The following is a 21,084-nucleotide window of genomic DNA, read 5'->3' as shown; positions in this document are numbered from 1 at the left end:
TGTCGGAGTAATCGATGACCATTGAACGCGGGACGAAACCGATCCTGCAGCGAATCGACATCACGTATGTCCGGGAGACTCCTCCCTGGCGGCAACTGCGTTTCCGGTTGGGCATGCTCCTACTCGTCGTCACCTGCGCCTTGATGGTCGCCTTGATGGCGGTGGGGGACTACTCCGCGTTCGAAGCCGGTCCGGTCACCGAGCCTCACGCGATGTTCGAGAACGACTGCCAAGCTTGCCACGATCGCTCCTTCATGCCGTTCGCACGCTTGCTGACGATGCAACTCGACTCGTCCACCAGTCCCTCGACCTCTGATGCGCGATGTCGCCACTGTCACGATGTTGGCGATCACTTCGCCGGCCAACGTTCGACGGATGTGCGCTTGAACCCGCACTGCGCGACGTGCCATCAGGAACACGAGGGCATGGCGGCCCTGATCGACGTCTCCGACAACCACTGCACCGGATGCCACGCCAATCTCAGCGCGATCCATCCCGAGACGACGCTCGCCAACAGCGTCGTCGATTTCGAGACGCATCCTCCCTTCGCGATCCATCGCGACGGCGATCAGGCGACCGATCCGGGCGCTCTCTTCTTCAGCCACTCCGCCCACATGCCGAAGGATCCGGAGAAGCTCGCGCTCTTTCTCGGGGCGTCGGGATTGCAAGAGGGGCTCACGTGCCGTTCCTGCCACGTGCCGGAGGAATCGGGTAAGGGCTTTCTCCCGATCAGCTACGAACGCGACTGCGCCGCGTGTCATCGCAACGCCCTCGAGTTCGATCGAGCGCGGTTTCCGGGAGAGACGGTTCCTCACGGCTCGCCGGACCTCGTCGTGGGCTTCTTGCAAGCGAAGTATGCCGACTCCATCGAGGACGAGTGGAGCGCGACCGACGATGGGCCTCGGTTCGACCGTTCCGCCAGCCGTCGTCGAGTCGATGATGTCGTCGCGGACGCTCTCGGCCGACTTTCCGGTTCGGACTCGTCGCCCGCCCCATCCACGCCGACGACGTCTCTCGATCAGGCCAAACGCATGCTCGCCGGTCGAGGGGGAGGCTGCCGCTACTGCCACGTCGTCGTCGAGACATCGGAGGAACTGGCGGAACTGCCCGCGCGGTGGCGGCGGAACAGCTTCGACTTCACACCGCCCCTGGATGAAGACGTCGAGATGGTGGGCGGGAAGAGCGAGGAACCCTCGGACGGGGCCTCCACGGAGCAATCTCCGACGAAGCCATGGCCGATTTGGCGGGTGGTCGACGTCAACATCCCCGATACCTGGCTCCCCAAGAGCGACTTCGATCACGACAGCCATCGTTTCCTGCGCTGCCAGGACTGTCATCAGTCGGTGGGGGAGAGTCATTCGGCCGCCGACGTCTTGATGCCGGCGATCGACAACTGCCGGACGTGTCACGGCGAGTCGGGTTTCGCGCGTCGGGTGCGCGATTCGTGCGTGTCGTGTCATGGCTATCACGTTCACGCCGAGAGCAAGTCGATGCGGTCCGATGGACGGATGCTGATTGAGGCGATCATGGATGGCCGCTACGATAGCGACAACGTCGAACCAACGCGAGTCCCCACATCAACGTCGGATCAGCCGTGAACTCTTCCCATCCTCGCCAATGGCGAACCTTCGAGCAGCGCCGAACGATCCGATGGTCCGTCGTCGGCGTGTCGATCGCCATCGCGCTCACGGTGGGAGTGGTGCGAAGCGCCGATGTGGAGTCCACGCCCTCCAGCCCACACGACGGCTCGGTGGCCAAGGCGGGGCCCCTCTACCTAGGGGTGTCGAGCTGTTCGGCCCAGCCGTGTCACGGAGACGTCGGCGACATTGGAGAACCGGGTTGCGAGTACACGACCTGGGCACATGCCGATCCACACTCGCGAGCATACGACGTCCTCAAGAGCAAGCTCTCGCGACAGATTGTCCAGCGGTTGGGCTTCACCAAGCCGGCCACTCGCGTCGGGCTCTGTCTCGAGTGCCACGCGACCTACGTTCCCAAGAGTCAGCGCGGCGAGCGGTTTCTCCTCAGCGACGGGGTCGGCTGTGAGTCGTGCCACGGGCCGGCGGAGAAGTGGGTGAAGTCCCACGTCGGCTGGTCATCGCGGTACGACACTGAAGAGATTCAGAAAAAGAAGGCCGAACTCGGCATGATCGACACCGACAATTTGACGGTTCGGCTCCAGCTTTGCGCGAGTTGCCACGTCTCGCTGGGTAATCGAGAGGTCAATCACGACCTCATCGCCGCGGGCCACCCTAGGCTCCTGTTCGAAGCGGCGTCCTACCACGAGTCGTTGGCGCGGCACTGGCCGGCGGAGAAGGGAGCCGATCTTGCCGATCTTTGGCTGACCGGCCAAGTGGTCGTTCCGGAGGCGGCGCTCGAGATGCTCGCCCAACGCGCCGAGGACGAGTCGCGGCCTTGGCCGGAACTCGCCGAATACGACTGCTACGCTTGCCATCATGACCTTCAGGATCAACGTTGGCGTCGGCAGCGATCGTCGGCGGGAATGATGCCTTGGAACGACTTCTACACGGGGCAGCTTTCGAGGCTCGCCAAGTCCGCGGCATTGCCGCCAAAACGCTCGATCGCCAACTCGCTCGCCGACTTGTCACGGAAGATGTCCACCCCGGTCGCCGAGCGTCATGCGATCGCGACCACGGCACGCTCGGTGGCGGAGGCGTTGCCCGATTGGCTCGATCGCATCCAGCGGAGCCATGACGAATCGTTGACGCGCGACGATGTCGAGGCGTTGCTCGAAGCCGTGCTGGAGGATGACTCCGACGGGAGTTGGGATGCCGCGTTGCAACGTTTCCTGAGCGGAGCCATTCTCTATCAGGCGCTGCGAGAGATGGGCGGAAGCGATCCGGCGCTCGCCGAACGGTTGCGGAAGTTGGGGAAACGGCTCGTCGTCCCCGATGGATTCGACAGCCCGCGAACGTTCGAACCGCCGAAGACATCGAACGACTGATTACTTCGACGGTTGGTCCGGCTTGGCCGAAACGACGATCGCTTCTAGTGTCCTGATTGGCTAATTCATTGCCCAAGAAACGTTGGGTGCCATGCCCACGCTGGACGTGGGGGCATGCCGAAAACGCCCCTGATTCAGCACACTCCCGCACGAGTGGGCAGCGAATAGATCAACGGGCTGCTAGGCGGGCGAAGAGCTTCTGAACTCGCTCGGGGTCGTAGTCCATTCTGGCCTGGAGACGAGTGGCGTAGTCGGTCGCCCACTCTTTCGCCTCGATGGCGGTTTGCTTGCGTTCCCGACCGGGAGCAAGTCCCAAGTAGAGTTCCTTGTTGAGTTGCGCGAGGATCGAACTCTCTGCCGAGGTCGGCTCCATGCGGCTTCGCTGAGCCATTTCCTCGGATGTCACTCGATAGGCCCACGCCAACTGCCGTGCCGAGTCGAAGTCGAGAATTTCCTTGCCGCCAAGGAGGCAGATCTCGCTCAAGAGCCGTTCGGCGGCAGCGTCGTCGAGTTTCTTCGCGTTGATTTCCTTGAGCAACTGGTCGGCCCAAGCCAGGACGGTGTCCGCGGCGGCGGCGATCCGTTCGGGTCGGCCGAAGGGCTGCTGGTCGAGTGCCTCTCGCAGGGGTTTGAGTCCCTTGGCGATCTCCTCATCGGCCTCGTCCGGAGTCCGGCCGAGGTGAACGATGGCGAGTTTGGTAAGCGCCGTCGGCCACTGTCGGATGCCCGGGCGTCCCGGCTTGCCGGTGAAGCCGCGACGGATGCGCCAACTCGGCTGGCGTAGGTCGTGGTGGCAGGCCGCGCAGTCGAACTGGGCGAGTCGGGGCCAGGCGGGCATGTCGCTCGACACGCCATCTTTCTTCGGACGATGCAGCGCCTCGTCGGCGAGATGGGCTTGAGTTCCCAAGAGCATCACGGTCTGACGCAGCCCGATCACTCCCCCAACGAGAACCGTCGTCGCTCGTTCGTAGTCGGCGAAGTCCTTGTTCCGAGCCTTGATCACCTTCTCGATCTGCTCGCGTTCCTTCTCGTCGTCGGCGCCCAGTTCGAGTAGCTTCTGGTGAAGCGTTCTCCAGTGGGGCGGCTCGAGATCGCTGTAGGTCTCCACTTCAAACCCGGGCAGAATGGGGTGCCCGGCCGCGTACATCTCGTGAGTGACGACCTTGCCCTCAGCCGTATTGCCGAGGTGACAAGAGAGGCAGAGCTTCGTCTTCACCGCCGGGTTCTGAAGCGGAATCATGCCGAGACTCTGCTTCTTCTCTTCCGATTCGGTGCGCCAGTTGGTGCGGTGGTGTTGAATCAACCAACGCTCCGACGGACCATGGCACGCGCCGCAGCCAATGCCGTTGCTGATCTCGAAACGCTCCCCGCGGAGTTCCACCGGACAGTTGAGGGCGTGACAATTCAGGCAGCGATCTTGCTGGTAGGCCGGCTTGTCCGACCAGCCTCGATCCGAGCGACGAAGGATCTCGATCATCGTCGCCGAACGTTCCGACTCGAGCGTCTTGTAGGCTTGGGAATGCCGGTCCATCGACTCCCAACGATGAACTTCGTCGAGGCGAACCCACGCATTGTCTTCCGCCCCGCGGCGATGACAAAGGTGGCACTCCTTGACGCCGAGGAACTTGTCCTCGGGATGGTAGGCGGGCGCGGTGAGTTCCAGACGCGCCGGTGGGTCGCTTCCCAGGAGTTGGTTTTCGAAGACGACTCCCGCCGAGCAGAGCAGGGCCGCAAGGAGCATCAGTCGCAGTCGGAAGAGAGAGGCTTGTTTCATGGCTCGTTCGCGTCGTTGGCTATTAGTCGGCTCTCGATCTTCTCGAGCAGTTGCTGGACATCTCGAGGTTCGAACGTTGCTGGACTATCGTAATCAATCGTTCGTCGTTTTTGGTCGATAGACTCGCGAACCGTCGGAAAAGTGAGCAATTTCCGCAGCTTTCGCAGATCCTCATACACGGGATCCGACAATGGGACGCGCGCTCCATCGGCCAAGGCGACGAGGGCGAGATAACGTTGCGTCATCGCGTCCCAAGTTCCGAGATCGCTCGTCGGTCCCGACTCGCCCACCGCGGCGATCAACTCGCCGGTGACGACTGGGGCCGCCGCTTCGGACGCGATCCAATCCTGAAGACGGTTGAGTGCCTCGCGCGAAGTGTCGGCAACTTGCTGGGCCGACGGCGTGGGATAGTCCCCCTTGGTCATCGCGTTTCGCAGCTTCTTCAGGGAGTTCAGCGCCGCGTGAGCTTGTGGAGAAGCCGTCCCGGTCGCAAGCGACGGGAGCATGGCCGTGTACCATTCGTTCCAGGGGAGCCCACCGGTCAGGCCTTCGGACTCGTAGCGTCGCTTTCGCCAGGCTTGGTCCGCCAAACTGTGATGACAGGCGTAACAGTCGTACTCCGCCAGTTCGGGCCAGGTTCCGCCATCAGCGGCATGCTGGGCACGCTGGTGCAGCAGCTCCGTCGCGGCGACGGCCGACTGTTGCTGGCCGATCTTCCAGAGTTGGGTCGGCAAGCCCGGGTCGGCGAGTCGCTGCTCCGCGTAATCCCAGTGCTTTGGCCACAGCGCGTGGTATGCGGCCGCTTCGAACGTCAAGCGAGGATGGCCCGCGGCGATGAGGTCGTGGTTGACGTCCATGCCGCTGGCGCCCACGTGGCACTTGGTGCATGTTCGCACGCGAAGCGGCAAGTTGGCCATGTCGACCATCCCCAATCGCGACTTTTCGGCGGGGCCGCGGTCGCTCCAATGAGGATCCTGAAAATGTGGGAGCAGCCATTGCCGTGCGGGACCGTGACACATTTCGCATCCGACGCCCTGGCTGACGATCGCCTCGTCGGGCTCGACGCCACCATCGCTTGGAGTCGCGGTGCCGTGGCAATAGAGGCACCGTTGTTCACGCAATGCCTGGAAGTACGCGGGCGATGCGGTGTCGTCGACGGCGATGCCCAATCGCGAGAGCATCTGTTGAGAGCGTTCGTTGAACAGCACCTGATAGGCTCGCGCGTGCGGATCGTTGCTGGCCCACGTGGTGTAGGCGCAGGAGCTGTCGGCCGCGGAACCGACATCACCGTGGCAGGACGCCGAGGCACAAGAGTCGACGCCGATGAACTGGGGAATGGGCGTGGACTCAACGGCCGGGACTTCCGATCGGGCGACGCGATGGCCACCGACCACGACGGCGATACCCGTGCCCAAGACGGCCAAGGCGGCCAGCAGGCGCCAGAGCGACCCTTGGGCGGGGGAGGCAAGTCGTTCGATACTCGCGCGATCTTGGTACATGGAAGTTGATTCGTCCATTGCCATGGCCTGGCATGAAACAAGATCGGTCTCGCCGCATTGGATTTGGAGACGCTAGCTAAAGCATACCAATTCTGATGGATGTCCCGGCACCTTTCCCAGCCGGGATCGGATCGTGTTCTCGCAAGACCGCTTCGGTTCGCAAGTCTTCCCCGCTTCCCATGGCGGATGTCGACACCCGTCGAAGGGAGGCGTCGTCTCGTCTCCCGCCGAGAGAGGGACAAGTTCCCCGTCAAGACCTAGTGTTCGGGTGCCACTGGCTGCTTGTCAGCCAGTGAGAACGAGTTACGTCACCGGCAACCCGAAGTTAGACGTTTGACGGTGTACTAGGCTCCGTCCCAAACGTTGGCTCTGGCTACGTTGGCGCGGGACTCTGTCGGGATGCCTCGACTCGCTGAGCCTCGGGCCAACGATCTACTCTTGAGACGACGCCTAGTGACGCCACCGCCCCTCGAGTCCTGAGTTGAGGTTGATTCATCGGTCGGATGCTGCTATCCGGCGCACTTCCAAGAAAACACGCACAGGGCGAGGAGGGGGGACGAACCCTCCTTCTCGACGTCGGTGGCGTCCCTGTTTGGGGGTGGACGTCGATAGCCAAGCCAGGCCCGGTGTCGAGACACCGCTACGGTTCTCCGTGGGGAAAGGTCCATGAGAATGCGACGACAGATCGGTCGATGGTTGGGAGCCTTCGCGCTGTTCACTTGCTTTGCGAGCGACGCGAGCGCCCAGGTCCAGGTGCCCGCGACGCCGGCGGACGCCGAATACATTTCCACGGAGTTCACGGACCAAACGGTTCACGTGGTCGATTCGCACGACGCGACGTTGATCGACCGTTGCCCGGGTGGGAGACCGTCGTGGTTCGTGGAGGCCGACTACCTCTTTCTGAAACCGCGGCGTCTAAACCTGGACTATGCGATCCTCGATCAGAACATTGCCATCAATGCTCCGAATGGTGAGTTGATCGACCTCTCGCTTCCGGCCAACAGCGGCTTGCGTATCGGCGGTGGCCTGACGAGTGGAAGTCGTGCGAGTCGGTTGGGAGTCTTCTACACGTATCTTCACTCGTCGGCGAAGGGGAGCGTCAGCGCCCAGCCGGGAGAACGGGTGATCGCGACGTTGGCTCACCCGACGAGTACTCCCTTCGCCAATTTCGCCAGTTCCACCGCTAGTCTCGACTACGACGTGATCGATCTCGAGTGGTCGCGTGCCTTCGCCACCATTCAGGACACGTTGCAGACCAGGCTCATTGCCGGCGGTCGCGTGGGGATCATCGATCAGCGTTTCGACACGCTCTACGATGGGCAGAACTTCAACCGGACCCAGGTCTCGGTACCCAGTCGTTTTCGCGGCGGCGGACTTCGTTTGGCTGGCGAGGGAGATTTTCGCCCATTCGAAGGAGCGGCTCTCTCCTTGTTTGGAAGGGCGGGGGCTTCGCTTCTCGTCGGCGATACCAAGACTCAGTGGAATGAGACCGCCAACGACGGTCAGATGACCGTGGTGACTTTCGAACAGGACTACGACCAAGTCGTTCCGATCGGCGAACTAGCGGTCGGCATCGCCTGGACGTGGAAGCACGCCCAGGTGCGGCTCGGCTACGAGATCGTCAATTGGTTCGGTCTCAATCGACAGCCGTCCTTCACGGACGACATCAACGTCGGCAAAGTCGTCGAGGAATCGAGCGACCTGACGATCGACGGGTTGTTTCTTCGCGTGATGTTCCAGCGATAGCGGCTTCGGCCGTCGACTAGAATTCGCCTCAAGAGTCGACTCTGGCTTTGGCTGGCTACGTCGGCGCGGGACTTTGTCGGGCTAGATCAAGCCAAGCGCTACAAGGTAGCTTGGCGCCCTGGTCCGATCCCGCGGATTCGCCTTGAGTCATGGGCGCCAAGACCTTGACGGTCTTGGCTTCGCCTTTCTCGTCCCGCACCCACTCGCTGAGTGATCCTCGTGCCGACGATCAATTCTTGAGTCGAAGCCTAGAACTCCTTGAGAACGGGTGGCATCGGGACGTGAGGGCCACCTTCGGACTCGTAGGAGCCGAGACCTGCCTGGTAGTGCGGTTTGCAGAACCAGCCGAGGAAGATGCTCCGCTTGCGGCAAATCCCGTTGTAGTCCTGTCCCCACGTTCCTTCACAGGGACTCGCGGGACGGCGACGACAGAACCGAGGGGCTCCGCCGCCGACCCAACCTCCCCGATAACCGTATCGATAGGGGATCTTCGCATAGCATGCGACGTTCTGCGGGCAACCCGCACGGCGTTGCGTGTGGGCGCAGGCTTGCTTGGCCTGTCGTTTCGGGAGCGTCTTCTGTTTGTGCTTCTCGTGCTGAGAACCGAGTGCCGACCCCGCGAGCAGGAGCGTGAGGGACAGACAGTATGTCAATGGACGTCTCATAAGGGAGCCTTTCGCCGCCAAGTTCGTCCTTGCGGGGTTGCCTATCTTTACAATCGGTTCGGATTCCGGTTGAACTTGAGGTAGGGCAGGCGAACGTCCTGGAAGAATGACTCGTCCGGCCGTTGATTCGTCGGGGGCATGAAGCCCTGGGCGCCCACGAACGTGACGACATCGTCCTGCTCCACGCCGTCACCGCTGACCCCCAACCCGCCGACGAGTTGGCCATTCTTGAAGATGGCCGTGCTTCCCGGAAAGAAGACGATCCCGTTCTGGTTGGCGATGTTGTCCGGGTCGCGGAAGTTCGTGTTCGGGAAGAAGGCGTCATGGCCCATCACCGACGTGAAGTCGTCGGCGGACATGGGCGGCCCGATCGAGGCTCCGGTCTCCGGATCGACGCCCCCATCGGTGAGAATCGAGAAGGGGGGCGGGTTGCCGTCGATCCCCGAGGGGAACTGGGGTTCGGCCAAGAAGCGAATCGTCCTGTTGGAGAAGGCCACGCCCGGTGCGACTCCCGGAATCTGGTCGATGGGCTGAAGCGCGGCCGGATCGGCGTAATAGGCCGTGTTGCGCGACTTGGCGACTGCGACATCGATCGAGAAGATCGTGGCGTCGGGCATGCGGAAGAGCCCAAGGACGTTGCCGTCGGTGTCGGAAACGGAAAGGACCATCGCCGCCGTCGAGCCAAGTGGTAGCCGAATGCCGGCCCTGGTCAGAGTCGCTTGGTTGATTCCCTGTTCGATGATCGCTTGGACTTCGGCCGCGGAGATCGAGCCATCGGGCGCGTCGCGCGGACCGATCAGCCACCCGACCGGAGCGAGCTGGCCATCGGCGGCGGCGAGGGTGACGCCGTTGACGCTACCGGTGCCAAGCGACAGTCCAAAGTCGACGAGTTGTTGAACGCCTTCGAACGGATTCCCCGGTCCGTAGACCGGCAGGGTGATGCCGTCGAGGTCGATGCGGCCGAAGGGAAGATCGAAGTTCGGCAGCGCCGGCGCGTTGCCGACCGGTCCCGAGAAGGAGGCGTTTCCACCGCTGCTGCCCCCCGCGGCGACAAACGCGATGTACTCGGCCTCGAGGGAGCGGTCGGGTTTGGAGGGATCGAAGTCGGTGCTCAGCGCCGAGTTTTCCTCGCTCGCGAACCCGGTCTCTCCCGGGAAGAAGACGCCGATACCGCCGACGAGATCGAGTCTACCCGAGCCGTCCTGGCGCTCCTTGAAGAGCGGGATGCCGCCAGGCAGGGTCGCGATGCCGCGCGAGACATACCCCGGTCCGCCGAACGACTCGGGGAAGGGAAGCACCGCCGGACTCAAGCCACCGGGAAGTGATTCGGAGTTAAAGACACCGTCGAGGATCGCGTCATCCGCCGTGCCGATGATGCCATCGACACCCGATTGGATCGCGCTGTCGCGATTGGTATGTTCGATGGCGAAGAGGGCCGCGTGAGGGGTGAAATCGATGTCGGGCGGGAAGTGGCCCCCGATACCCTGGGGAGCGACGAAGCCCGGTCCGCGGCTCAGCGGATCGGCAACGCTCGGGTTGCTCTCGATTTCACGCTGCGTGATCGTGGTTTGGCTGATGAATTCGACAGTTCGCGATGTCAGCGGCGCTCCGTTGTTGGCGAAGAAGGCGCCAGTTCGGGCTTTCGCGACCGCCCCATCCACGGCGAAGACTTGGGCATCGCCCGTGACTTGGAACTGGGGCGCGACGCCGTCCTCGATCTGGACACCGAGGATACGACCGACCCGATCGACGACGACGATGATGGCGTCATTGCTGGATGTCGCCGCCGATGCACGCTGAAGGAGCGTCTCAACTTCCGCGGCGGTGAGCGTCTCGACCGATTCCTCGTTGGCTCCGAGCGCGAGATTGCCCAGGACGGGCATCTCGTCTTCGATCACGATCCCTTGATCGACGTCGAAGTCCTCCCCAATGCCGCCGACGATCGCGTCGTTGCCTCCTCCACGCAAGAAGGAGTCATCACCGGCGTCCCCATACAAGGCGTCGTTGTTGGCGCCGCCATCGAGGACGTCATTGCCCAGTCCTCCGAAGAGCTGATCGACCCCTTCGTTGCCGAAGAGTTGGTCGTCGCCGGCGTTGCCTTCGACGCGATCGGTGCCAAAACCGCCTTGGACGATGTCATTGCCGTCGCCGCCGCGAAGGATGTCCTTGCCGGCGCCGCCGTCAATCGAGTCGTCCCCGGCGCCACCGAAGATGGCATCGGCGGCCTCCCCACCCATGAGGGTGTCGTCTCCATCTCCGCCATGGATTTGGGAGGTTCCGCCGTCGTTGATGATGACGTCGCTGCCCGATCCTCCGAAGAGGACGGTTGGTTGCTCGACGCCCAACCCGACGACGATGAGGTCGTCCCCTCCACCCGCGTCGACGCGAATCTGCTCGACGGGGAGGCTGGCGACCCGTCCGACTTCGACGACCCGGTCGAGAATGACGATCTCGGCCCCGACGCGTCCGACGGTGATCTCGTCGGCGTTCTCGGATCCGGTGATGTGGAGGATGCCCGCGTCGAAGGCGAAGGAGGCATCCATCACCGTTCGATCCTCGAGCGCCTCGAGACGGAGGTCTCTTCTGGACGGTCCTTTCCTCGCGGGGGAGGGCAAGGGGCGCGATTGTGACATCGTTGACCTCGAATCAGATCGTCAGCATGGATACCAACGGGCGCGACGCGTGACTTCCTAGAGACATCGACCATCACGGGGGGGCACCATGGAGTGAATCGCTTGAGATGGACGCTAACTCTTTGGACATTCGGTTACCAAAGGGTTGGCAATTGAGGAATTCTTAGGATGAACGGCACAAACTGCGAAGTCTACGAAGGCCGGTCGACCTTTGGAATCCAAACAGCCGTCACAAACGGAAAAAACCTCACGATCTGTCGAGTCCTGACCGATCTACAGTCTAGTGCGTGAAGTCGGTGAACAGTTTGGGTCACGTTTCTGCCGTCGGATGGAGTTTCGTTGGAGTCGCATGAAAGCCGACGGATGACCCGGTCTTCGCGAGTCGTCGCAAACTAAACTAGCTGGAACAAGCCAGTGAAGTTCCGAATCACGAAGCTCGGACCACTCGCGTTCGGGGCCGCTGTTGCGCTTCTGTTCTCGATGGAGCCCGTTGCCGCGAGCGGCGACCAGGTCCAGAAGGAAGAGTCGCGCCAACGTCTCGAGGGTCGGATCGATTCAACCCTCGCGGAGATGCCCCCCGCCGCGCCGCCACCAGAGACGTTCGCCCGCGATGCGCAGGGATGGACGAACGGGGTCAATCCTGACGTGGCCCCTGGCCCCGTCTTGCCCGTCGCGGAACTACCCCTTCCCACGGAAGTGGGCATCGACCTGCTCGAAGTTTCGCCAGAGGTCACGCTCGGCGCCAGCGACCAAGAGACCTCCGCGGAAACGATTCAGCACTTCGTCGCCCCAGGAATGCAGACGGCGTTCCCACCGCTGACGAGTGTCGCCGACACCGAAGTCGCCCAGGAATCGGCATCGACCGACGCGATCCGACCCGAAGTCCTGCGCCGACCCTTCCGCGAATCGACACCTTCCCGGCCGCCGGCCGATCCCTACGAGGATGGATCGGTGCTGCTGCGAACGCCGATGGACCCGCCCCTCGGATTCACGGGGCCCAGTGGTATCATTCCCGGCGAGTTTCAGGAGAACAGCCACTTCGTGCCGGTGACCGACCGTTGGCGCGAGGGCTTTCCGGCGTGGGATCGGTACGACCGAGCCCATCCGTTCGACGAAGACTACCCCTACACGCTCGGGCACTGGTGGGATCCGTTCAACCAAAACGTGCTCAAGGGCGACTACCCGATCATCGGTGAACAGACCTTCCTCAATATCACCGCGGCGACGCTCGCGATCGCCGAGGGACGCGGGCTGCCCAACCCGACGACCCCCTTCGAGAGCACCGCGCGACCCTTCGAGGAAGAGTTCTTCGGCCGACCCGAGCAGTTCTTCTACACGCAGTTCTTCCGCCTCCAGTTCGATCTCTTTCACGGCGACACCGCGGTCTTCAAGCCGATCGACTGGGCGGTCCGCATCGCGCCGGTCTTCAACGTCAACCATCTCGACCTCGAAGAACTCGCCATCGTCAATCCGAACGTCCTCAACGGCACCACCCGCTCGCGGACCTGGACGTCGCTCGAGGAATGGTTCTTCGAGATGAAGATCTCCGACCTCAGCCCGCACTACGACTTCATGTCGGTTCGCGCCGGGTCGCAGTTCTTCAACTCCGACTTTCGCGGCTTCATGTTCGTCGACGTCAATCGCGGCGTGCGACTCTTCGGGACCGGGAAGGCATCGCGTACCCAGTTCAACATCCTTTGGTTCGACCAGACCGACAAGGACATCAACAGCGAGCTCAATACCTTCCACGACCGCAACAAGAACACCGTCATCATGAACTACTATCGTGAGGACACCTTCGTTCCCGGCTATACGACGCAGTTCAGCTTTCTCTACGACAAGGACCAGCCGAGCTTCGTCTTCGACAACAACCAGCGGCTTGCGCGTCCCGACCCCGTCGGCGTCTTCACGCCCCACCAGGTCGAGTCGTACTACCTCGGATGGAATGGGGATGGCCACATCGGCCGCTACAACCTCAGCCACTCCTTCTACTGGGCTCTCGGTCGCGACAGTCTCAATCCGCTCGGCGGACAGCCGCAGTCGATCAACGCCCAGATGTTCGCGTTGGAAGCTTCTTACGACCGGGACTGGTTCCGGTTCCGATCGTCGTTTCTTTGGTACTCCGGCGATCACGACATCAACGACCAAGAGGCGACCGGCTTCGACTCGATCAACGACAATCCCGCCTTCGCGGGTGGCGAGTTCAGCTACTGGAATCGCCAGGGGATTCCACTGCAGGGCGTGAATCTCGTGCAGCGTTTCAGCCTTGTTCCCGACTTGCGTTCGAGCAAGGTTCAAGGACAACCGAACTTCGTCAACCCGGGCCTGTTCCTCTACAACGTCGGCTTCGACGTCGAGGCGACCCCGAAGCTCCGCTTTATCCAGAATACCAACTGCCTCTGGTTTGACTCGACGGAGGTACTTCGCCAGTTTCTCTTCCAAGACCAAATTGCCAACGGTATCGGCGTCGATGTCAGTCTGGGTGCCGAGTACCGGCCGCTGCTCAACAACAACGTCATCTTGGTCGCCGGGATCGCGGGGCTCTTCCCGTGGGACGGCTTCCGGGACATCTACGAAAATTTCGATGGCTCGATCAGCACCTTCATGCAAGGCTTCATGCAACTCGAACTCTTGTACTAACTTCCCTTCGCCTCTTCGGAGGCTCGCCTCCCTGCTTGCCTAGGTTTTCTCTCTCTCCAATGTGGCCATGGTCAACTTCCGACATGTCTCTTGACACTGTTGGGGGAAACTGTTTGAGTGTGACGCGCGGAGTGGGGGGGAATGCCCTCTTCCTAGCCGTTTGGTCGTGCTTTGACCGTTTCGCTGAAGTTTGACGCGACCGCGCGATCGCTTCTCGAGGTTGCCCGCAACCTCGTCGTGACCGTCGGTCTTCGTCTCGCGCCCTGCTGATTCGCCTCAACGTGATGGTGAACAAGCGAGCCAACCTTTGTGCCTTCCGGGAGGTAAGCTGGCGTGACCCGCCCTGCCATTCGTCGTCGATTGTATCTCTGCTACGCAATCGCGCTCGCCTCCGTCATCATGGTCACCGTGATGCTGGCCGTCGACACGGTCACCGATCGCCAAGCGGTCGCGGAGGAAGTCGAGGAGGTCGAGGAGGTCGTCTCGACGCCGACGTTTCCGGACGAGCCGCCCGTTTCCGAAGAGCCACCGCTTGCGGGGAATCCCTATCCGCCAGCTCACGCCGAGATCGACTTGATGCGGCAGACCGCGGAGGTTGCCCAGACCAAAAGTGTCGGCTGTCTGCACTGCCACAAGGGGATCGAGGAACCTCACAGCAAGACAACGGTCAACCTGGGTTGTACCGACTGCCATGGTGGCGACGCGTCGACCACGGACTATGTGCAAGCTCACGTCCATCCGCGATTTCCCGAAGCGTGGCGTACCTCGGCGAACCCCCAACGCTCGTACACCTTGCTCAACAACGAGTCGCCCGACTTTATCCGTTTCGTGAACCCCGGTGACTTGCGCGTCGCTCACGTGGCATGCGGTACGCTCAACTGCCATCCCAAGGAGACGCTGCAGGTCCGCAAGAGCATGATGACCAACGGTTGCATGCTTTGGGGAGCGGCTCTCTACAACAACGGTGCTTACCCGAACAAACGAGCCCGTTTCGGGGAGGCCTACAGCACTCACGGCGAAGCTCTCCGGATCCAGACCGTTCCTCCCCCGACCGACGAGGAGATCGTCAAAAAGGGGGTGGTTCCCTTTCTCGATCCGTTGGCGCACTTCGAAGTCTCCCAACCGGGCAACATCCTGCGCATCTTCGAGCGTGGGGGACGTTTTCAACCCGAAGTCGGGATTCCCGAACGACGGGAAGAGACCGGCCGACCGCGAACCCGCTTGAGTACGCGCGGTCTCGGAACCCTCAACCGCACCGATCCGGTCTGGGTGAGTCTCAACAAGACGCGTTTGCTCGATCCGACGCTCAACTTCCTGGGAACCAACGACCATCCCGGTGACTATCGTTCCAGTGGTTGCACCGCGTGCCACGTCATCTATGCGAACGATCGCTCGCCGGTGAACTCCGGTCCCTACGCGTGGGCCGGTCACCTCGGGCACTCCTACTCGCCCGATCCGACGATTCCCAAGAACCAGTCGGGACACCCGATCCGCCACAAGTTCACGCTCTCGATTCCGAGCAGCCAATGTATCGTCTGCCACATGCACCCGGGAACAACGGTCCTCAATAGCTACCTCGGCTTCATGTGGTGGGACTTGGAGACCAACGGCGAGTTCATGTATCCCGAGAAGCAGCGCTATCCCACGGCGGAAGAGGCGGCGCGGATGCGGATGTCGAATCCCAACGAATGCTCCATGCAGGGGCTCTGGTCCGATCCGGAGTTCCTCGAACGGGTTTACGAACTCAATCCGAAGCTCGACAAGACGCAGTTCGCCGACTTCCACGGGCACGGTTGGGTCTATCGAGCGGTCTTCAAGAAACGCCGCGACGGCGTCCTGCTCGACTACGAGAACAATCCGATCGAAGACGTCACGCCGGAGGTTCTTCAGGCCGCGATGGCCCCCGCGACCCCCGAGGAGAGAGTCCACGGCAAGCAGCGTTCCGGCATCCCGGTCCACTTCATGGACGTCCATCTCGAGAAGGGCATGCACTGCATCGACTGTCACTTCTCCCAGGACGTTCACGGTGACACGAAGCTCTACGGCGAGGTCCGCGCCGCCATCGAGATCACCTGTAGGGACTGTCACGGCACTGTCTCCAAGCGACCGACGCTGCTGACGAGTGGACCGGCCGCGGCCGAGGGAGGTCGGAATCTCGCCGCCCTGCGCACGCCTTTCGGCAAACCTCGCTTCGAATGGCGTGGAAAGAAACTCATCCAGCACTCGATGGTCGAGAAGGGAACCTCCTGGGAGATCTCCCAGGTCAAGGACACCGTCGATCCGAAGAGCGAGAACTACAACGAACGCGCTCACTTGGCCAAGACCGTCCGCATGAACGGGCAAGGGCAGATGGTTTGGGGCAAGCTGGGGGCGAACGAGGCCGAATGTGCCCACTCGAATGACATGGTTAGTTGTGCCTCGTGCCATTCGTCCTGGAACCCGAGCTGCTTCGGGTGCCATTTGCCGCAGAAGGCGAATCTCAAGATGCCGCATCTGCACAACAAAGGCGACGTCACCCGCAACTACACCGCCTACAACTTCCAGACGCTGCGCGACGATGTCTACATGCTGGCCAAGGATGGGACCGCGACCGGAAACCGGGTCTCGCCGGCTCGGTCGGCCTGTGCGATCTTCGTCTCCTCCTACAACGCGAAGCGGGAAGGCATCTACAACCAGCAGCAGACGATCTCCGCCGACGGCATGAGCGGCATCGCCTTCAGCACCAATTCGCCGCACACCGTTCGCGGCAAGGATGGCACCAAACGCTGCACCGATTGCCATCTCTCCGAGAACGATGACAACAACGCCATCATGGCGCAGCTCCTGATGCACGGCACCGGCTGGGTCAACTTCATCGGCAAGTATTGCTGGGTCGGCTGCGGCGATCATGGACTCTTCGCGGTCCAAGTCACCGAGCAAAAAGAACCGCAGGCCGTCATCGGAAGTCGACTGCAAAGCCTCGCGTTCCCGGACTACTACAAGAAGCATCTCGAGCATCATGGCGAGTTGCAGTACTACCACGAGCATCCCGGCAAGGATATCGCGCAGAACATCACCAACCCCTTCCGCAAGGTCGAGGTCAAGCAGGTCCAGCAGCGCGGCGAGTACGTCTACGCCGCCTGCGGGAAGGGTGGTTTCCGCGTCTTCGACATCGCCTTCATCGAGGACAAGGCCTTCTCGGAGCGAATCACCTCGGCGCCGGTCTCGCCGCTGGGGCAGCGTCTCTACGTGAAGACTAAGTACTGCACCGGGTTCGCGACACCCGCGACGCTCGCTCCCGATCCGACCCGGAAGCAGAATCCCGACAACGAGGAGTCGCCGGTCGCGGCGCTCTACGCCTACCTCTACGTCATCGACAAGTACGAAGGGTTGATCATGGTAGGCGCCGGTACGTTGCTCGACGGCAACCCGGTCAACAACTTCCTCAAGCGGGCGTGCACCTTCAATCCGGACGGAATCCTCAACGGTGCTCGGACGATCTCAATCATCGGTACTTACGCCTACATCGGCTGCGATGCCGGACTGGTCGTCGTCGATCTTCAGGATCCCCTGAAGCCCTGCGTGACCGCGGTCTTGGGCGAGGGGCTCGTGAAGCCTCGCGCGATCAAGGCCCAGTTCCGCTACGCCTACGTCTGCGACGAGGAAGGGGTCAAGGTGCTCGACATCACCGAGCCCGCCCACCCGTTCCTCGTCAACGCGTTGGAGATGCACGATGCTCGCAACATCTACCTGGCGCGAACCTACGCTTACGTCGCGGCCGGACATGAGGGAATTGTCATCCTCAACATCGAGCGGGCCGACGTGCCGGTGATCGACCAGGTCTACAACGCCGACGGGTACCTCTGTGACGTCAACGACATCCAGCTCGGATCGACATACGTGAGCCTCTACGCGTACGTGGCCGATGGGAAGAAGGGGCTCGCCGTGCTCGAGCTCGTCGGCGCCGAGTCGAAGGGGCACTACGGCTTCAGCCCTCGCCCCGAGCCGAAACTGATCGCGAAGTTCAAGATCCCCGGTGGCGGCCATGCCTACAGCATCAGCCGCGGGGTCGATCGCGACCGGGCCGTCGACGAGAGTGGCAACCAGATCGCGGTCTTCGGCCGCGTCGGTGCCAGGCCGTTCAATCTTGAGGAGCAGCGAAAGCTCTACATGTGGAAGGGCGTGCCGTGGCGAGTCAGCGACGAGCCGGGAAGCCCGCTCTATCAGTTCCTCGAGGATGAGCCGGAGCCAGGCGACTTAGAAGAGTGATCTCGCTTGCGACCCGGACAAGCTCCGATTCGCTCAGTCACGGCGATCGGTTCTGGCGAAGAGTGCCACCGGGCCCTTGCCGATATCGATCCCAAAGGTGTGCCACCGGCTGCTTGCCAGCCAGTGACAACTGGGGCCACTCGAACGGCGTGGCGCGGCGAGACGCTCGTTGGCCCACCGCGTGGGCGTCTTGTCGAGTCGCTGACACTCGTCATGACTCTTCGGTGAAGGTCTTCAAATAGCCATTGAGTAGTTGAAAGAGGGGAATGCCTCACCGATAATCCTGTGCGTACGCACGGAGGACGAGGCGTTGAGCGAACTCCATCTTCTCGGGACCGGCGGGTATCACCCGAGCGACACACGACATACTGCCTGCTTCATGCTCCCCGAGGATGGAGTCATTCTCGACGCGGGGACATCGTTCTTTCGTGTTCGCGATCGAATCGCGACGTCGTCGATCAACATCTTCCTTACGCACGTCCATCTCGATCACTGCCAAGGGTTGACGTACATCAACGACGTCCTCCGTGGGAAGGGGATCGAAAGGATCACCGTCCACGGGAAGCAGACTCACTTGAATGCCGTGGGCGAAAAGCTCTTTGATCAGTATCTCTTTCCGGTCCCGTTCGAGCACGAGCTACGGCCCATTGCCCAGGAGACGACGGTCGGGGACTGGACGATTCGTTGGATGTTGCAGCCCGATCATCCGGGGACGTCCCTCGCCTACCGCTTCGATGGCCCCGCGACTTCCTTCGCGTACGTCTCCGATACCAACGCCGATCCGGACAACGAGGAGAAGGTCGCGTTCGTTCGGGGCGTGAAACTCATGCTGCACGAATGTTACTTCACCGATGGCTTCGAGGAGGCGGCGACGACGACGGGGCATTCCTGCTCCAGCGCCGTCGGCGCCTTCGCCCGCAACGCGGGCATCGACCATCTTCTCTTAATCCATCCCAGTCCCGTCGTCGGGCAGGACATCCTCACGACGATCGAGCGGCAAGTCTCCGCGTTCGTCCCCGACACCCGCTACGCGAACGACCTTGAGGTGGTGGAGTTCTAGTAAACTGTCGAATGTTTCACTTCGGGTTGCCGTTGAGGTAATTCGTTCTCACTGGCTGACGAGGAGTCAGTGTCGCTTCGATGTCAACTTAGCCTTCGCCGGGATTGACGTGGTGGACGGGCCAGCCGAGAGCCCATTGGAGCGTGAACTGGGCCCGGTTGTAGTCGATCACCGCGTTCAAATACGCACGGCGAGCGCTTTCCAACGCTTGAACCGACTGCAACACCTCCAGCGGAAGCCCCTGACCATCGCGAATACGCGCCAGGTTTCGCTCAAAGGAGGCCTCGGCCGACGTGATCGCTTGCTTGGTGATCTCGATCTGCCGCTTGCGATGGACGACTTGCGTGCGGGCCGTTCGAATCTGCCGGGCGACTTGGTCCATCACCCCGACGACTTCGTATCGGGCCTGTTGCACGCGCGCCTTGGACTCGCGCCGGGCGAACTTCTCGCCAAGCCCGAGTTGCCGCACCTGCCAAAAAGCGACGGCGTCGAAGTCGGCGCGGTTGTCGATGTTGGCGAGCGTGCCGCTACGGCCACCCCCGAAGACTCCGGGGCTGAAGCCAAGAAGAAGACTCGGCACGAAGGGGGCCGCTTTCTGCCGTCGAAACTCCTCGCATGCCGCCGCGACGAGCGCTTGCGACTCCTTGAGCTCCGGTCGGTTGGAAAGCCCCTCGCTGATGAGGCTCGCTTCGTCGAGTTCACCCGGCACCAAGTCGAGCGGAACGATCGTCGGCTCCATTAGCAGCAGTCGGCGGTTGTTGTCGAGGCTGATCGCTTCGGCCAGATCGGCGGCGGCGACTTCGGTTTGTTCGCTCGCCCCGACCAGTCGGCTCTTCACGAGCGTCAACTCGGTTTGCAGTCGATCGGCATCGGCCCGTAGCCCCTGGCCGGCGGCCGCGAAGTCGTGGGTCAGCTTCGAGAGCGTCGCGGTGTGGTCGTGGGTCTCCTCAACAATCCGTCGATCTTGTTCGGCTCGCTGTAGTTGAAGATACGCCAGCGCGACACCAAGGAGGTGTTCGTTGACCGTCGCATCGGCCCCGTGCTCCAGGGCGCACGCGTTGCGGGCCGCGATACGGGGGAGGAAGATCGCGTCGGCGACGTGGAACTCCGACAGCAAGCCGGGGAAGGTCGTCGTTCCGGCCCCGGTCGCCCCCGATCCCAAGCCGGCTTGGAACGCGTCGCGATTGACGTCGATGATCTCGCCTTCGCTCGTTTGCAGATTGCCGTCGTGGACGTTGAAGCTGAACCCGGGTTGGATCGTCGGCAACCAGAGGACGCGGGCCTGGGCGAGTCGAGCGTAGGCTTCCCGAACCTGCCACTGCGTCGTGCCGACGATGGGGTGTCCGCCGCTCACGTGGGCCATTGCCGTCGGAAGGTTGATCGCGAACGGCTCCCCTGGGATCGTTCCCGCGCCGGGGACCGTGGGGCCGAAGTCCAACTCCGAGTCGAATGGTTGCGGGGTGGCTTCTTCAACCATCGGTACTTCCGCCTGGATGGGCAGCAGGTGGGGGGGCGTTGCCGGTTCGTCGACCTTTGGAGTGGTGGTTGCAACGGTGCTTTCGTCGAGGGAGGGCCGATCTGGGCTCGAAGGGGTGTACCGGACGGGATGCACTTGGGCGTCGAGGCGTTCGTCGGTGGCAAGCGACTCAATCGGGGCTGTCACTTGTCGCTCATCCTGGTGCCAGGCGGCGACGTGGGGCTTCGCGCAGCCGGCCGCTCCAATCAAGCCGATGAGGAACCATTTGTCGAGCGCAGCCTTTCGCATCACCCCTCCTCGATCTCGCGGTGGTCGCACTTCCCCTCTCATCGGCGAAGGGTGGCAAGGGCGATGCCGAAAGTAGCGGTCTTGCAGGG

The 21,084-nt window shown here is 62.2% G+C and carries 11 protein-coding genes; 6 read left to right on the top strand and 5 right to left on the bottom strand.

Annotated features, from left to right (window positions below; translation table 11 throughout):
* Positions 1 to 14: 14 nt before the first annotated feature.
* Positions 15 to 1,598 carry a cytochrome c3 family protein gene (locus Pan216_RS18625; RefSeq protein WP_145260202.1) on the top strand — a complete coding sequence of 528 codons (1,584 nt, stop codon included), beginning with the start codon at positions 15 to 17 and terminating at the stop codon, positions 1,596 to 1,598.
* Complete coding sequence (locus tag Pan216_RS18620; RefSeq protein WP_419192705.1) at positions 1,595 to 2,965, top strand: multiheme c-type cytochrome; 1,371 nt, start codon at positions 1,595 to 1,597, stop codon at positions 2,963 to 2,965. Before Pan216_RS18625 ends, Pan216_RS18620 begins: the two co-directional genes overlap by 4 nt.
* A gap of 169 nt (positions 2,966 to 3,134) precedes the next feature.
* Here Pan216_RS18620 and Pan216_RS18615 read toward each other — a convergent pair whose 3' ends face one another.
* Positions 3,135 to 4,739 (bottom strand): multiheme c-type cytochrome, encoded by a 1,605-nt coding sequence (locus Pan216_RS18615; RefSeq protein WP_145260198.1) that lies wholly within the window; start codon positions 4,737 to 4,739, stop codon positions 3,135 to 3,137.
* Positions 4,736 to 6,238, bottom strand: coding sequence for a multiheme c-type cytochrome (locus Pan216_RS18610; protein ID WP_419192704.1), 1,503 nt, complete (start codon positions 6,236 to 6,238; stop codon positions 4,736 to 4,738). The genes Pan216_RS18615 and Pan216_RS18610 overlap by 4 nt, the downstream gene beginning before the upstream one ends.
* A gap of 666 nt (positions 6,239 to 6,904) precedes the next feature.
* Between Pan216_RS18610 and Pan216_RS18605 the strand changes: the two genes are divergently transcribed.
* Positions 6,905 to 7,984, top strand: coding sequence for an Lpg1974 family pore-forming outer membrane protein (locus Pan216_RS18605; protein WP_145260194.1), 1,080 nt, complete (start codon positions 6,905 to 6,907; stop codon positions 7,982 to 7,984).
* 248 nt (positions 7,985 to 8,232) lie between these two features.
* On the opposite strand, the gene Pan216_RS18600 is transcribed toward Pan216_RS18605, so the two are convergent.
* Together Pan216_RS18600 and Pan216_RS18595 are read right to left on the bottom strand one after the other, a co-directional pair.
* Positions 8,233 to 8,649: a hypothetical protein gene (locus Pan216_RS18600; RefSeq protein WP_145260192.1), complete on the bottom strand. Its 417-nt coding sequence runs from the start codon at positions 8,647 to 8,649 to the stop codon at positions 8,233 to 8,235.
* A gap of 47 nt (positions 8,650 to 8,696) precedes the next feature.
* Positions 8,697 to 11,192 (bottom strand): heme-binding protein, encoded by a 2,496-nt coding sequence (locus Pan216_RS18595; RefSeq protein WP_419192703.1) that lies wholly within the window; start codon positions 11,190 to 11,192, stop codon positions 8,697 to 8,699.
* A gap of 504 nt (positions 11,193 to 11,696) precedes the next feature.
* Between Pan216_RS18595 and Pan216_RS18590 the strand changes: the two genes are divergently transcribed.
* The 3 genes from Pan216_RS18590 to Pan216_RS18580 all read left to right on the top strand — a co-directional run bounded on the left by Pan216_RS18590 (position 11,697) and on the right by Pan216_RS18580 (position 19,230).
* Positions 11,697 to 13,922 carry a hypothetical protein gene (locus Pan216_RS18590; protein ID WP_145260189.1) on the top strand — a complete coding sequence of 742 codons (2,226 nt, stop codon included), beginning with the start codon at positions 11,697 to 11,699 and terminating at the stop codon, positions 13,920 to 13,922.
* A gap of 333 nt (positions 13,923 to 14,255) precedes the next feature.
* Positions 14,256 to 18,170, top strand: coding sequence for an LVIVD repeat-containing protein (locus Pan216_RS18585; protein WP_419192702.1), 3,915 nt, complete (start codon positions 14,256 to 14,258; stop codon positions 18,168 to 18,170).
* 310 nt (positions 18,171 to 18,480) lie between these two features.
* Positions 18,481 to 19,230, top strand: a complete 750-nt coding sequence (locus tag Pan216_RS18580) for an MBL fold metallo-hydrolase (RefSeq protein ID WP_145260187.1) — start codon at positions 18,481 to 18,483, stop codon at positions 19,228 to 19,230.
* Between the two features lie 88 nt (positions 19,231 to 19,318).
* Here Pan216_RS18580 and Pan216_RS18575 read toward each other — a convergent pair whose 3' ends face one another.
* A complete protein-coding gene (locus Pan216_RS18575; protein WP_145260185.1) occupies positions 19,319 to 20,995 on the bottom strand; it encodes a TolC family protein in 1,677 nt (558 codons plus the stop codon).
* Positions 20,996 to 21,084 lie beyond the last annotated feature (89 nt).

Source organism: Kolteria novifilia (genome assembly GCA_007748055.1).
GTDB classification, from domain to species: Bacteria; Planctomycetota; Planctomycetia; order Kolteriales; family Kolteriaceae; genus Kolteria; species Kolteria novifilia.
Note: the sequence above shows the minus strand (reverse complement) of the source record. Positions and strands in the feature narration are given on the sequence as shown.